Source organism: Phytoactinopolyspora halotolerans, from assembly GCF_010550675.1.
In the GTDB taxonomy this organism is placed as follows: Bacteria; Actinomycetota; Actinomycetes; order Jiangellales; family Jiangellaceae; genus Phytoactinopolyspora; species Phytoactinopolyspora halotolerans.
Genome location: NZ_JAAGOA010000025.1, coordinates 62,977 through 76,518, shown reverse-complemented (window position 1 = coordinate 76,518; position 13,542 = coordinate 62,977). Strand labels below are relative to the sequence as shown.

Genomic DNA, 13,542 nt, shown 5'->3' with positions numbered 1-13,542 from the left:
CAGAACGAAACCCCGTGCGAGGAATGCACGCATACACGTGAGCGAGTGGCTGATGCGCGAACACGAGACGACCCCCGAAAACCGCGGTGAGCGATCCGGCGCCGGCAAGGCTACCCGCCATTTCGCGTGGATTTGTGACGGTTGCGTCCTGGTGACGCGCACGCCCTACCACCCGCGCGTGACTGACCTGATCGATGCTTGGCCGCTGGAGGGGCCGGACGATCCCGCGTCCGTCGACGACGAGCTGGAGCTGCGCGGCTTCCGGCGGATCGGGGAGTGGGCGCCGACGCTGCTCGGCCCGTCGCTCGGCGCGGACGAACACGTCTACCCGCGTGCCGTCGTCGTCGAGTCCGAAGACGACGACCCGAGCGAACTCACCTGACCAGCATGATCACAGGTCGATGTCAGCCGGCGGCGGCGATCCGTGCCTGGTATCGCGCCCGCGCCTTGGCGGCCTCTTCCTCGCGGTCCTTGGGCGGCGCCGTCGTCACCAGGGATTCCAGCAGCTTCTGGGTGGATGCGGTGATCTCAGCGACGGCGCGGTCGAAGGCTTCTTGGTTGGCGCGCGACGGCTTGCGCGTTCCGGCGATCTTCCGCACGTACTGAAGCGCGGCGTCGGCGACCTCGTCCGGCGTGGCCGGCGGCGCCAGGTTGTTCAACGGCTTGATGTTGCGACACATGCTCCGAGCCTAAACCGCCCCCACCCCTCCTTCCCACCCCGCCTAAATGATCATGTGAAGTAGGTTTTCTCGCGCACTACCATGTCTGCAGACCTGTTGAAGCACGAGAAAACCCACTTCACATGATCATTTAGGGTCCGGCTCGGGGTTAGGTGGTGAGGGACGTCTCGAGGGGAGTGCGGAACGAGGGGACGACGGTGGCGGCCTCGAGGCGGTCCTGCAGACCGGCGGCGACCTTGGCGACCGCCGTCTCGGCCTCGGCGCCCACGTCCTCGAGCATGCGCCAGACGATCTCGCCGTTCTTCATGCCCCATCCGCCGACGATCCGCCCGTCCCACCACACCGTCGGGCCGATGTTGCCGTTACGGTCGAACAGCGGCTCGCGGTGCGGCCCGAGGTAGAAATCACGCTGCTGCCACCCCATCGGGGTCGGGTCCAGGGCGGGCAGCAGCGCCGCCGACGGCTCCACCGCCTCCTCCGGCTCGACGTCGTCGGCGAGGACGACGCCCACATCGCCGTCCAGGTCCACCTCGACGGTGTCGATCTCCGTCAGCACCTTGCGGGTTGAACCGAGCGTCCACCCGGTCCACCACTTCAGATCGGCGACGGTGCCCGGCCCGAACGCCCGCAGCCACGCCCGCGCCAACGCCACGCGGGCCTCCAGCTCCGGCGTCTCGGGCATGCCGTCCGGCCAGAGTTCGCGCGTGGACATCCAGCGGTGCATCCGGGAGAGCCAGGTGCCGCCGGGCCGCCCCCGCACGAGACGACCGTCCGCACCCATCAGCGTCAGCACCCGGCTGGTGATGTTCTGCTTGACGTCCCACTTCTTCTCGGTCGTGGGCAGGATCGCGGTGCGTAGCCGGGGCTCGGCCTCGGCCAGTTCGTTCGCGAACGCCTCACCCATGCCCGCAAGGGCGCGCTCGGTGCTGGTCTCGACGTCGGCCAGCCACGACTCGACGTCGTCGCCGATCTCGGGCTCGGTGGGCAGCGTCTGCAACTGTTTCACCAGCTGCCGCCGGAGCCGGGCGGCGATCTCCAGACCGGCCGCCGCGTGGACGACGGGCGCCAGCGGCGTCGGCGCGACGAACATGGTCCGCCGCATGCCGATCATCTTGACCAGCGTCCGCTCGTCGTACATCGCCGTCGAAATGTCGGCGAGCGACGCGTCGGGGCAACGTGCGAGCGCCGACAGATAGACGGTCGCGGGGTCGGTCGCATGGAGAACGACGACGCTGTCCGCAGCGTCGACGACGGACGACGCAGCGCACTCCGGGGCGAGGCGGTGGCGGCGCACCAGCCGCGCACGACGCTGCTCGACGCTGATGCTCAACACGCCCGTCAGCGTAGCCGAAGCGAACGACATCGAGGCTGCTCCCGCGACCGCGATGTCGTTCACTTCCGCCTGGTGAGCCGGCGAAGGTCAGGCGGAGTCCTTGCTGATCAGCCAGCCGCCGTCGACGACGACGCTGGTTCCCGTCACGTAGGCGGCGTCAGCCGAGGCCAGGAACGCGACGACGGACGCCACCTCGGACGGCTCACCGAACCGGCCCAGCACGGTCTGCTGAACGCTGCGCTCCCGATCCGGTTCGGCGACGCGATCCCACGCGGGGGACATGATCGGCCCCGGCACGACGGCGTTCACCCGCACCTCCGGGCCGTACTCCACCGCGAGCTGGCGAGTCAGGGAGAGCAGCCCGCCTTTGGAGGCCGCGTACGCGGGGTGCCCGGGCAACCCGGCGTCGGCGTGCACCGACGAGACGGCGACGGCGGCCGCACCTGGACGCCACCGGCCGTGGAACGCGCGGAACGCGAGGTACAGCGGGCGCAGGTTGACCGCGAGCTGCCGGTCCCACTCGTCCGGCTCCAGTTCATGCGCCGGCGCCACGCGCACCGTCGCCGCATTGTTGACCAGGATGTCCAGCCCGCCGTGCCCACCCTCGACCGCCTCGGCCAGCGCGCTCCAGGTGCCGGGATCCGCGACGTCGCCCGCGAACGGGCTCGCGCCGCCGGCGGCCGCGGCGATCCGCTTCTCGGTCTCCGCCAGCCCCTCGGCGGAGACGTCGACGAGCATGACGTGCGCACCCTCGGCGGCCAGCCGCTCCGCGATGGCGGCGCCGATCCCGGATCCGGCTCCGGTGACGACGGCGACTCGCCCGGCGAGACGCCCTTCGACCGCCGTGGGCTGCTGCGTTCTGGGTCGATCTGCTGTCACCAATCGGCTCCGATCGTGTGCGTCACCGCTGCCCGCCGGGTGGCAGGACACTGACCTTGATCGCCTTGCCCGGAGTTCCGGCCGTCTCGAACGCCTCGTCGAACCGGTCGATTGGGAACTCGTGCGTGACGATGGCCTCGGCCGGCACCTCGCCGGCGCTGAGCATCTCGATCGCCGTGGGCCACTGGTTCGGCCCCAGGTGCGCGCCGCGGATATCGAGCTCCTTGCCGTCTCCGATGACGGTCCAGTCGGTGGTGACCGGCTGCCCGAAGACGCCGTACTCGATGAACCGGCCCCGCTTGCGCAGCAGCTGCAGCCCCTGCGTCACCCCGGCCGGGTGGCCGGTCGCGTCGAGGTAGACGTCGCATCCGAGCCCGTCGGTCAGCTCCAGGATGGTCGGCTCGACGTCGTCGCCCGGCGCCAGCACCACGTCGGCACCGCACTGCTGGGCGACAGTCCGACGGTGCGGATCGAGGTCGATCGCCACCAGCGCGCGCGGCCGCCGACGACGGGCGCCGAGCACCATGCCCAGCCCGATCGGCCCGGCGCCGGCGACCACCACCACGTCGTCCGGTCCGACCTCACCGCGGTCGACCGCGTGCAGCGAGCAGGACAACGGCTCAGCGAGTGCGGCGTGGCTGGGCGGAAGGTCGGCCGGGAAGGCGTGCACCCGGGCCGCCGCCGGCACCACCATGTACTCGCCCATCGCTCCGGGTGTGCGCTGCCGGAACCCGAAGATGTCGTGCGGCGCGCACAACCAGTACTGGCCGGCCTTGCAGTACGCGCAGGCTTCGCACGGCACGATCTGTTCCACGGCCACCCGGTCGCCGACGTCCACCCCGTGCCGCTCCCGCGCGTCGTCGTCGAGCGCCGCGACCCGGCCGACGAACTCGTGCCCCGGCGTCACCGGCGGCTGGCAGTACCCGGTGCGCGTCTCGTCGCCCCAGAACATCGGAGCACCGCCGAAACACTTCAGGTCGCTGCCGCAGATCCCGACCGCCTCACTGCGCAGCAGGATCTCACCTGGGCCCGGCTCCGGCACCGGTACTCGTTCCAGCCGGTAGTCGCGCGGGCCGTGACACCGCACCGCTTCCATCTCCGCCGTCTCCGCCATCGCTGCCACCTTTGCCACCTCGGCCACCTCACACGTCTGCTCCTCAGGCGCGCCGACCGTCGATCACACCGACCGCCCGGATCATTCGCGCCATGCGGGCTCCGTCTCCGTCGTGCGGAACGTGTCATTGCACGAAATTTGGAGTTCTTTGTCGTTCCACATCGTATGGTGCGGAGCGGCGTTGGAACAGACCACGGTTCCGCGCGCCCCGACCTGTGCGGCCGTGCCGACCGCGAGCCGGCAGTACTCGGCGCCGACGGGTCCCTCCTCGAACCAGCCCCCAGCCGGCGTGTAGCCGATCCAGCCCTCACCGAGGAACAGCGGCACCCCGCGCGAGAGCGCGAAGTCCGCGGCCGCCTCGATCCAGGTCACCAGCTGCCGCCGCATGGAGATCCGGTGCGGGCCGTAGTGCTCGTAGAGCCAGCGGTCGTAGGCGTCGACGTCGCACCAGTCGTGCAGGTAGATCTCGGGTTTCCCGACGATCGTCGCCTGCAGCTTCCAGTGGTCCGCCGCGTCCGGCGGCAGCCAGTCGGCAAGGTCGGGCGCGCCCGGGCGCAGGAAGGCCTCCCGGACCTCGTCCTGCGGGAAGTCCGACCCGTCGCCGCGCAGCCGATATCGCTCCACCATCTCACCGAGCACACCATAGATGTACGGGTGGAAGACGGCGACGTCGATGTTGTCCGGTACGCCGCGCAGCTCGCCGACGGGTACCCGGGCGTAGTTGACGGTCACCGGCGTGCCCGGGTGGCGGCGCTTGAACACGTCGATTCCGGCGGTGAGCCGGTCCTTCAGCGCGACGACGGCGGACCGGCCGGCGACGACGTCGTCGGTGAGCCCGTCCCCGACAAGGCCGTCGGTGAGGTAGCCGCCCTGGACCTCGTTGTGCAACTCGACGAATGCGACCCGGTCGGCGAGGTCATGCCCGGTCAGCAGGTCGATCAGGTCGGCGTGCGCGTCCGCCAGCACCTCGGCGCGCTTGTCCGGGTCGACGGCCATCAGCGCGTCGAACCAGGCACGGTCGGTGGCGAACGACGAGCTCTGCTGGTACTCCCAGCTGGAGACGATGACGAAGCAGTCGTGCCGCTTCGCCGCGCGGAACAACTCGAGCAGGTGCTCCCGGGCGTCGATCGTGGTCGTGGCCTTGACGTCGTACCAGCGGGTGCGTTGTGCGTAGTCTCCGCCGAGCGGGCCGAGCGTCGTCGCCGACGTGTCGAGGCCGGAGCGGAACAGCAGGAACGGCATCGCGCAGATGCGCACGGTGTTGTATCCGCGCGCCACGGCCGCGGCGAACGCGGCGTCGAGGTCCTCGAACGGCTCGCCCGGCCCGGTTCGCGTGTACCAGGTGAAGTCCCACAGCGAGATGGTCAGGCGGTCGGGCAGGTGTGCGGGCAGCGGGGTCGGTGTGGTCAAGAGACGGTCTCCTTCGGGTGCGGGTGCGGGTCCGGGTCCGGGGCTGAGCTAGCTCCTTGAGCGTGAGTTGCGTTTGAGCCCTGCCGACAGGCCTCTATCCGACACTCACGCTCAAGAAGCCGGTCCATTCGGGGGCCGCCGGTCACGACGACGCTCCCAGCCGATCGAGGACGATGACATCGGCGTCCCGGGCGACGACCCACGGCACCTCGATCCCGGCCGCACGTGCACTGGCGCCGGTGACGGGCGGTCCGAGGTCGGTCAGTGCGCTCGCGGGCGATGCGTTCTCCGTGCGGCCGCCTCCGGCGCGGGTGGGCTCGCCGAGTGCGGTTCCGGGTGTTTCCGCGCCGCCCGATCCGGCCCGGTCCAGGACACGTACCTGGTACGACGCGCCCGGGTCGAGCAGCCGTGGCCGTACCCGCACGGGCTCGCGGCGGTCCCGGTCCGCGTCGTACACCAGCAGCACGGTCCGGTCGCCGTCGCCATACTCGACCGCGTACCCGGGCCGGTGCACTGCGCCGTGCACGGCGACCTCGCCGGCATGCAGGGTAGGCCGCAGCTCGCGGTAGAGGTCCACCAGCCGCCGGGCCTCGACCCGCTCGTCGGCGCTCCACCGCAGCAGGTCGCTGCCGACGCCGAGCACGCCGGCCATCGCGACGACGAACCGGTACCCGAGTGATGCCGGGGCGCGGTCGCTCAACCCGGCCTCGTCGGTGACCCAGGAGCTCATGACGTGCGGTGCGTACGCGCGCAGGAAGCCGTCCTGAATCCGTAGCCGGTCGCGCGGCCCGGTCTCGTCGCTGGTCCAGACCACGTCGCTGACGGCCAGCACCGCGTGGTCGATCCGGCCACCGCCGGAGGCACACGCCTCGACGGTGACGTGCGGAAACTCGGTGCGCAGCATCCGCATGACACGCAGGTAGCCGGCCGCGTGCTGCACCGACCACTGTGCTCCGTGCGGGTCGCCCGGTCGGCCCCCGTCGCTGACCGGGCGGTTCATGTCCCACTTCAGGTACGTGACCGGGTATCGGCTCAACAGCCGCCGCAGCGTGTCCTCGGCCCAGGTGACGACGTCGTCACGGCCGAAGTCCAGCACCAGCTGGTTGCGGACCGTCGTCAGCTGCCGTCCGTCGACCCGATACACCCAGTCGGGGTGAGCACGGTAGAGATCGCTGTCCGGGTTGACGGCCTCCGGCTCCACCCACAGGCCGAACCGCATGCCGCGGTGACGGACGCCGTCGACCAGCGGGTCCAGACCGTCCGGGAACGTCTCCGGGTCCGGCATCCAGTCTCCGAGCCCGGCGCGGTCCGATGTCCGACCGGTGAACCAGCCGTCGTCGACGACGAACACCTCCGCACCGATCTCGGCGGCGACGTCGGCGAGCTTGAGCTGGTGTTCGGGCCGCACGTCGAACTCGGTCGCATACCACGAGTTGTAGACGACGGGCCGATGCACCGGCCCCCGGTTCCGGCTGAGTAGCCGCTGGTAGGCGTGCCAGTTGCGGGTGACACCGGCCGGACCGTCGGGACTCCACGTACCCAGGGTGGACGGCGTGGTGAACGACTCCCCGGGCAGGAGCGTCACGGTGGTGTCCTCGTCGTCGACGCCGCAGGACACCCGGACGTGGTCGCCGTATGACGGCGCCTGGACGGCCAGTCGCCATGAGCCGCACCAGGCCAGCGCCACGCCGAACGCGTCCGGCGAGCCTGTGGCCGGGGCTGCGGTGGCCAGGGCGACGGTGGCGGATGATGCCGAGTCCCACGGGGAAGACGGTCCCTCGCCGGGCAGGAGCGCGGACACGCAGACCGTCGGGGCGAACGTGTGCCCGGTGACGCCTTGCCGGCTGCCGAGGGAGAAGGTGCCGGCGGTCAGGTCGACGTGGTGGGGCTGGAACTCGCGGCCCCACGCCCCGGCCAGGTAGTCGATCCTGGCGGCGCTGCCGACGGGGATCGGCCACGCGCCGCTGAACACGCGCGGCAGGGTCACGGTCCGGTCCGCGGAGTGGTTGGCGATGTGCGCCCACTTCTCGACGACGTCGTGCCGGGTGTCGGTGCGGATGCCGAGCGTCAGAGCAAGGTCGCCGGAGTCGTCGCGGAACCGGACGGCCAGGGTGCTGACGCCGTCTGATTCGGTGAAAGACACGGCGTCGCCGCGGGTACCGTGGCCCCCGTCGTCGTCGAGCGTCCAGGACGCGCCGCGCCGGCCGTCGTCGCGCTCGATCACCATCTCCACCTGCTCGACGTGCCGCGTCCCCGACGTCGCGTACTCGAGCGGGGCGACGTCGAGCGGCGTCGAGAACGACACCCGATCCGGGAGCGACGGTGGCGGGGCGGGCCGGTCCGTCGTCCGGCCCCACTGGTTGAACAGCAGCCCGCGCCCGCCCGGCAGCAGGCTCACGATGTATACGGACCGAGCCGTCGGCAGGGTCCATTGAGGAGTCACGTGTCGGCACCCACCTGCGTCCGTCGGTTGGTCACTTGTTGGCCCCCACCAGCAGGCCGGAGACGAAGTGCTTCTGGAAGGCGAAGAAGACGATCGCCGTGGGCAGCGCCGCGAGCACCGCACCGGACGCGACCACGTTCCAGTTGCTGACGAATCCGCCCTGCAGGTTCAGCAGCGCGGCGGTGATCGGGAACTTGTCCTCGGTGCGCAGGACGGTCACCGCCCAGATCAGGTCGTTGAAGATCCAGGTGGTGGCCAGTGCGGCGAGCGCGGCCAGGGCCGGGCGGCACAGCGGCATGATGATCCGAGCGTAGATCCGTGTCGGCCCGGCGCCGTCGACGCGCGCCGCCTCCAGCACCTCGTTCGGGATTCCGCGCATGAACCCGTACAGGACGAACGTGTAGAAGCCGAGGCCGAAACCGACCTGCACCACGATCAGCGCGAACAGTGAGTCGTAGATGCCGAGCGACTCGGTGATCTTGGCGACCGGGATCAGCAGGATCTGCGGCGGCAGCAGGTTTCCGGCCAGCATGCCCAGCAGGATCGTCCGCCGGAACGGTATGCGGTAGCGGCTGAGCGCGAACGCCGCCAGCGACGCCAGGAACAGCGTGACGACGACACCGACCAGGGTGACGAGCGCACTGTTCGCCAAGGCCCGGCCGATCGCGCCATCCTGCAGCGCGGTCGTGAACCCGTCGAGCGAGAACGACGTCGGCAGCGCGCCCAGCCCGCGTCGGGCGATGTCGTCGAACGAGCGGAACGCGATGGTCAGCACGAACGCCATCGGTGCGATCCAGAGCAGGGTGAACGGCACCATCACGGCGTGGAACGCCCACCCGCGCCGGCGCGGCCGGGACGACGGCCCCTGTGGCGGCGTCGTCGTCGGGGCGACTGTGGTGGATGCGGCCATGTTCGCTCAGTCCTCCCTGGTCGCCCGGACGAGGTACGTGATGATGAACCCGATCGCCAGCAGGAAGATGACCACCGCGATCGCCGAGCCGTAGCCGAGGTTCACCAGGGTGAACCCCTGCTGGAACATGTAGGTGCTCAGCAGCTGGCTGCTGTCGTACGGGCCGCCGCGGGTCATCGCCCAGACGATGTCGAAGGTGCGCAGCGAGTCGATCACGGTGACCGCGAAGACCACCGTGTTCACGCCGCGCAGCTGCGGAAACACGACGTGCCGGAAGCGTTGCCAGGCCGTCGCCCCGTCCACGGCCGCGGCCTCCTCCAGACTCGGGTCGACACCCTTCAGCCCGGCCAGGTAGAGCACCATGATGTAGCCGACCTGCCGCCAGACGGCCGCGACCAGCACCGCATACAGCGCTGTGTCCGGATCGGCCAGCCACTGCCGGCTGACCCCGTCCAGCCCGATCGCCTCCAGCGTCGAGTTGACGGCGCCGTCCGGCTGGTACAGCACACGCCAGAACAACCCGGTGACCACCAGTGAGAACACCATCGGCAGGTAGATCGCGCTGCGGTAGATCCCGACGCCGCGTCGGGGCCGGTTCAGCGCCACTGCCAGCGCCAGCCCGATCAGCACCGACAGCCCACCGAACCCGATGGTCCAGATCACGGTGTTCTTCGCCGCGGTCCGGAAGATGGGGTCGTCGAGCAGGTTGCGGTAGTTGTCCAGGCCGACGTTCTCAGCCGCGCCGACGCCGCTCCACCGGGTGAACGACAGCGAGAAGCTGTTGATCGCCGGCCAGAACACCCAGGCCAGCTCGACCGCCAAGGGAATGAGCAGGAAGAGCCAGACGATGCGTGGTACCCGCCGCACCGCCGCTGCTGGGCGGCGGCGGTGCGGCGGGCCGGTCGTCGCCTGGCCGGACACGGTGGCCGTGGAGGACACGCCTTACCCCTCGAAGACTCGCTCGGCGGCGGACTGCCAGTCGGCCAGGATCTGCTCGACGTCGTCCGGGTTGTCGAGGAACCGGGTGAGCGCGGTGTCCGCCGTCGTCTGCAGCTCGTCGCTGGAGTCTCGGTTGAAGAACTGGGTGATCTCGTCCGTCTCCTCCAGATGCTGGATGCCCTTCTGCACCAGCGGCGAGAATCCGGATGTGTCGACGTCGGGCGACGTCGGCAGGTTGGACGAGCCCGACTCCTCGATGAACTGCTGCTGGCTGTCCGGTTGCGCCAGGTAGGACAGCAGCGCCTTCGCGCCCTCGGGGCGGGTGGAGTTGGCGGCGGCGAAGTAGCCGTCCGTCGGGGCCTCCTCACCCACCGGGAGCGACGCGTCGATGATCGGCACCCGGAAGAAGTCGATGTCGTCGACGTCCTCCTCCGGGACGGTCTGCGTGATGAACGCTCCGATGAGGTACATCGCCGCTTCCTTCTGTACCAGCGGCGTCACGGCGTCCTGCCATGAGTAGGATCGCCCGTTCGGATCGATGAACGGCACGATCTTGGCGTACTCGTCCAGCACGGCGCGGACCTCTGCGCTGTCGAAGGAGTGCTCGCCGGCCAGCAGCGCACGGTGGAACTCCGGGCCGTTGACGCGCATGTTGAGGTAATCGAACCAGCCGGAGGCGACCCACGGTGTCGAGCCGGTGCCCATGGACAGCGGGGTGACCCCCTGTTGCTGCAGGTCCTCGCAGAGCGCCAGGAAATCGTCCCAGGTCTCCGCCGGCTCGACGCCCCATTCGTCGAAGGCGGATTTCCGGTAGAAGATGCCCCACCAGTAGTAGTTGGTGGGCACGAAAATCTGCGTGCCGTCGTCAGCGCTGGAGAGGCTGCGCAGCGCGTCGGAGAATCCGGCGCACGCGCCGTCGCCCTCCCACAGTTCGGAGAGGTCGAGCAGCAGGCCCTTCGACGCGTAGTCGCGGGCGACCGAGCCGGCGTACCAGGTGAGGACGTCGGGCGGTTCGGACGACGAGAGATACGTGGGCAGCTGCGCACGGTAGTTCTCGATCGCGACGGTGTTGAGCGTGACGTCGCCCTCGGTGTAGCCGTTGAGGACGCTCTCCAACGCCGCCTTGGGATCGGGATCGGACAGGCTGGACTGCAAGACGACGGGCCCGGAGGCATCGGACGGTGCCTCGGTGGACGACGTGTCCGCGGTGCCGCCGTCGTCGTCGGACGAACCGCCGCCGACGCAGCCGCTCAGGACGCCGGTCACGCCCAGTGCCGCCGAACCGGCGAGGAATCCGCGCCGCGATATGCGGGACGTGCTCATCTTTTCCTCCCTCGTGCGCCGGCTGTCGGCGCGCCGTCGGATCGATGAGGCCATGGCGACCGGTCGGTCTGTGCTCGGCGGATGTCGCGTGCACGACTCACGACCTCCGGGCACCAGGGCCGTCGTTCTCCCCGCGAGCCGGGACGCGAACTGCGCACCGCCGAACCGTGGGGTTACGGATCTGTGTTCCCGACATCTTGCTGTTACACGGCGTCGGTGTCAAGAAATAGTCATATAAAAACTTTAATGCTAGGTTGGCGGGCAACCGTCGCGGTGCGAGAGCCTGGTACTGCCACACCAGCAGGAAGGCCACCTCGACCGCCCGCACGATCACGCGCAGGACCGCGACGCCGGTACGGACCGGACCGTCGGATCCACACAGCCGGCACACCGCGACGGGCGCGCCCGTGAGGAGGAAGAACCGGATGAAGATCGTCGACATCGAGACGTTCGCCGTGCCGCCCCGATGGCTGTTCTGCCGCGTCGCCACGGACGAGGGCGTCGTCGGCTGGGGTGAGCCGATCCTCGAGGGTCGCGCCGACACCGTGCGCGCCGCCGTGCACGAGTTGGCCGATTACCTTGTCGGGCAGGATCCGCTGCGCGTCGAGGAGCACTGGCAGATCATGTCCAAAGGCGGCTTCTACCGCGGCGGACCGGTGCTGTCGAGCGCCGTCGCCGGAATCGACCAGGCGCTGTGGGACATCGCCGGGCAGGTGTACGGTGCGCCGGTGCATGCGCTGCTCGGCGGTCCGGTGCGGGAGCGGGTGCGGATGTACACCTGGGTCGGTGGGGATGAGCCGGCCGAGATCGGCGACGCCGTGGCGGAAAAGGTCGAGCAGGGTTTCACCGCCGTGAAGATGAACGGCAGCGCGGTGATGAGCCGCATCGCCACGGCCGGCGAGATCGACGACGCGCTGGCCAGGCTGCAGGCCGCCCGGGACGCGCTCGGGCCGTCGCGGGACGTCGCCGTCGACTTTCACGGGCGGGTCTCCGCAGCCAACGCGCGACGGCTGTTGCCGCTGATGGAACCGCTGCATCCGTTGTTCGTCGAGGAGCCGGTGCTGCCCGAATTCGACGAGCGGCTGGCGTCGTTGGTGGCGGCCAGCTCGGTGCCGATCGCCGTGGGTGAGCGCTACTTCGACCGGCACGAGTTCCTCGGTCCGTTGCGGGCCGGCGTGAGTGTGGTGCAGCCGGATATCTCCCATGCCGGCGGAATATCTGAAGTACGACGGATCGCCGCGCTGGCGGAGACGTGCGACGCGGTGCTGGCGCCGCACTGTCCGCTGGGGCCGATCGCGCTGGCGGCGAGCCTGCAGGTCGCCTTCGCGACGCCGAACTTCCTGATCCAGGAGCAGAGTCTGGGCATCCACTACAACGTCGGCAACGACCTGCTGGACTACCTGCTTGATCCGTCCGTGTTCCGGTTCGTGGACGGTCACGTGGAGCGGCCTCTCGGGCCGGGTCTGGGCATCCGGATCGACGAGGAGGCGGTGCGGCAGGCGGACAAGGTCGGACACCGGTGGCGCTCGCCGGTGTGGCGCCACGAGGACGGTAGTTTCGCCGAGTGGTGAAAGGCGATTAATCAGATTTAATGGTAACCTTCCGTGGTTTAATGGCCTGCACAGCGAACGTCGGAGAGCTCGATCCGCAGACGTCGCCGGCCGCGCCGGGTGATCGTGCCGGCAGGGTGGCCCCGGCCGTTGAGCATCGTGGGGTAGGTGGAGGACGAGAGTGGCTGTGTACCAGCGACGCGGGCTGCACGGCGAGGTGGTGCACGAGCTCGCGCAGCGCATCCTGTCCGGCCGCTATGCGGAGGGCTCCGGGCTGGACCTGGGTGCGATCGGGGAGGAGTTCGACGTCAGCCGGACGGTGGTCCGGGAGGCGTTGAAGGTCCTCGCCGCGAAGGGCCTGGTCGACGCCCGGCAGAAGCGCGGCACCTACGTTCGCGACCGCGGTAGCTGGAACCTGCTCGACGCCGACGTCATCGGATGGCAGCTCAAGGGCAAGAACGACCTGGCCTTCCTCGACGATCTGGCCGAAGTGCGGTCGATCGTCGAACCCGCGTCTGCCCGGTTCGCGGCGGAACGACGCACGGTCGACGACCTCGAACGGCTGGACGCCGCCCTTGACGCCATGGCCGAGGCGTTCCAGAACGGCGACGCCGACGGGCACATCGAGGCTGACCTCGCGTTTCACCATGCGCTCCTGACCGCGACGCATAACGAGCTGCTGCAGCGGATGGAGATGGTGATCGAGGTAGGGCTGGCCGAGCGGGACGAACTGGTGCATGCCCGGCCGAGCGTGCCCGATCCGACACCCAGCCACCGGGCGGTCTTGGAGGCCGTGCGCGCACAGCGGCCGGGAACCGCTGAAGCGGCGATGCGCGACCTCTTGGAGGAGTCGGTGCGCGACGCCAAGGCACTGACCGGCTACCTGCACTCGTCTCGGCGCTCGTCCGCCACCTCGTAGCGTCCGTCTCGCGCCGCGAGCGCCGCAGGTCGGACCACGCGG

General features: G+C 69.9%; 12 protein-coding genes. 3 read left to right on the top strand and 9 right to left on the bottom strand.

What is annotated here, in order from left to right; all coding sequences use genetic code 11:
- Window positions 1–178 precede the first annotated feature (178 nt).
- Window positions 179–382: a hypothetical protein gene (locus G1H10_RS26665; RefSeq protein WP_163743700.1), complete on the top strand. Its 204-nt coding sequence runs from the start codon at window positions 179–181 to the stop codon at window positions 380–382.
- Between the two features lie 22 nt (window positions 383–404).
- Here the strand turns inward: G1H10_RS26665 and G1H10_RS26660 are convergent, their stop codons facing one another.
- From G1H10_RS26660 to G1H10_RS26620, 9 genes are all read right to left on the bottom strand, one after another.
- A complete protein-coding gene (locus G1H10_RS26660) occupies window positions 405–680 on the bottom strand; it encodes a DUF2277 domain-containing protein (RefSeq protein WP_163743698.1) in 276 nt (91 codons plus the stop codon).
- Window positions 681–828: 148 nt separating this feature from the next.
- On the bottom strand, window positions 829–2,013 hold the full coding sequence (locus G1H10_RS26655; protein ID WP_216853691.1) for a winged helix DNA-binding domain-containing protein: 1,185 nt from the start codon (window positions 2,011–2,013) through the stop codon (window positions 829–831).
- Window positions 2,014–2,100: 87 nt separating this feature from the next.
- The gene (locus G1H10_RS26650; protein ID WP_163743695.1) at window positions 2,101–2,892 is read right to left on the bottom strand and encodes an SDR family NAD(P)-dependent oxidoreductase; all 792 of its coding nucleotides are present in this window, start codon (window positions 2,890–2,892) and stop codon (window positions 2,101–2,103) included.
- Between the two features lie 22 nt (window positions 2,893–2,914).
- Entirely contained in the window at window positions 2,915–4,006 is a 1,092-nt protein-coding gene (locus G1H10_RS26645) for an alcohol dehydrogenase catalytic domain-containing protein (RefSeq protein WP_163743771.1), read from the bottom strand.
- 81 nt (window positions 4,007–4,087) lie between these two features.
- Window positions 4,088–5,416 carry a cellulase-like family protein gene (locus tag G1H10_RS26640; RefSeq protein WP_216853690.1) on the bottom strand — a complete coding sequence of 443 codons (1,329 nt, stop codon included), beginning with the start codon at window positions 5,414–5,416 and terminating at the stop codon, window positions 4,088–4,090.
- Between the two features lie 142 nt (window positions 5,417–5,558).
- Window positions 5,559–7,814, bottom strand: coding sequence for an alpha-galactosidase (locus G1H10_RS26635; protein WP_163743693.1), 2,256 nt, complete (start codon window positions 7,812–7,814; stop codon window positions 5,559–5,561).
- Window positions 7,815–7,890: 76 nt separating this feature from the next.
- Window positions 7,891–8,769 (bottom strand): carbohydrate ABC transporter permease, encoded by an 879-nt coding sequence (locus G1H10_RS26630; protein ID WP_163743691.1) that lies wholly within the window; start codon window positions 8,767–8,769, stop codon window positions 7,891–7,893.
- Between the two features lie 6 nt (window positions 8,770–8,775).
- On the bottom strand, window positions 8,776–9,708 hold the full coding sequence (locus G1H10_RS26625) for a carbohydrate ABC transporter permease (RefSeq protein WP_163743689.1): 933 nt from the start codon (window positions 9,706–9,708) through the stop codon (window positions 8,776–8,778).
- A 3-nt stretch (window positions 9,709–9,711) separates the two neighbouring features.
- Window positions 9,712–11,031: an ABC transporter substrate-binding protein gene (locus G1H10_RS26620; protein ID WP_163743687.1), complete on the bottom strand. Its 1,320-nt coding sequence runs from the start codon at window positions 11,029–11,031 to the stop codon at window positions 9,712–9,714.
- A 425-nt stretch (window positions 11,032–11,456) separates the two neighbouring features.
- Between G1H10_RS26620 and dgoD the strand changes: the two genes are divergently transcribed.
- Entirely contained in the window at window positions 11,457–12,602 is a 1,146-nt protein-coding gene (dgoD, locus tag G1H10_RS26615) for a galactonate dehydratase (protein WP_163743686.1), read from the top strand.
- A 160-nt stretch (window positions 12,603–12,762) separates the two neighbouring features.
- Window positions 12,763–13,500, top strand: coding sequence for a FadR/GntR family transcriptional regulator (locus G1H10_RS26610; protein WP_163743684.1), 738 nt, complete (start codon window positions 12,763–12,765; stop codon window positions 13,498–13,500).
- Window positions 13,501–13,542: the final 42 nt, after the last annotated feature.

What these genes read in the sequence shown, in the direction of transcription:
- dgoD (WP_163743686.1), top strand. Translation starts at nt 11,457, where the DNA reads ATGAAGATCGTCGACATCGAGACGTTCGCCGTGCCGCCCCGATGGCTG.
- G1H10_RS26620 (WP_163743687.1), bottom strand. Translation starts at nt 11,031, where the DNA reads ATGAGCACGTCCCGCATATCGCGGCGCGGATTCCTCGCCGGTTCGGCG.
- G1H10_RS26660 (WP_163743698.1), bottom strand. Translation starts at nt 680, where the DNA reads ATGTGTCGCAACATCAAGCCGTTGAACAACCTGGCGCCGCCGGCCACG.
- G1H10_RS26645 (WP_163743771.1), bottom strand. Translation starts at nt 4,006, where the DNA reads ATGGCGGAGACGGCGGAGATGGAAGCGGTGCGGTGTCACGGCCCGCGC.
- G1H10_RS26630 (WP_163743691.1), bottom strand. Translation starts at nt 8,769, where the DNA reads ATGGCCGCATCCACCACAGTCGCCCCGACGACGACGCCGCCACAGGGG.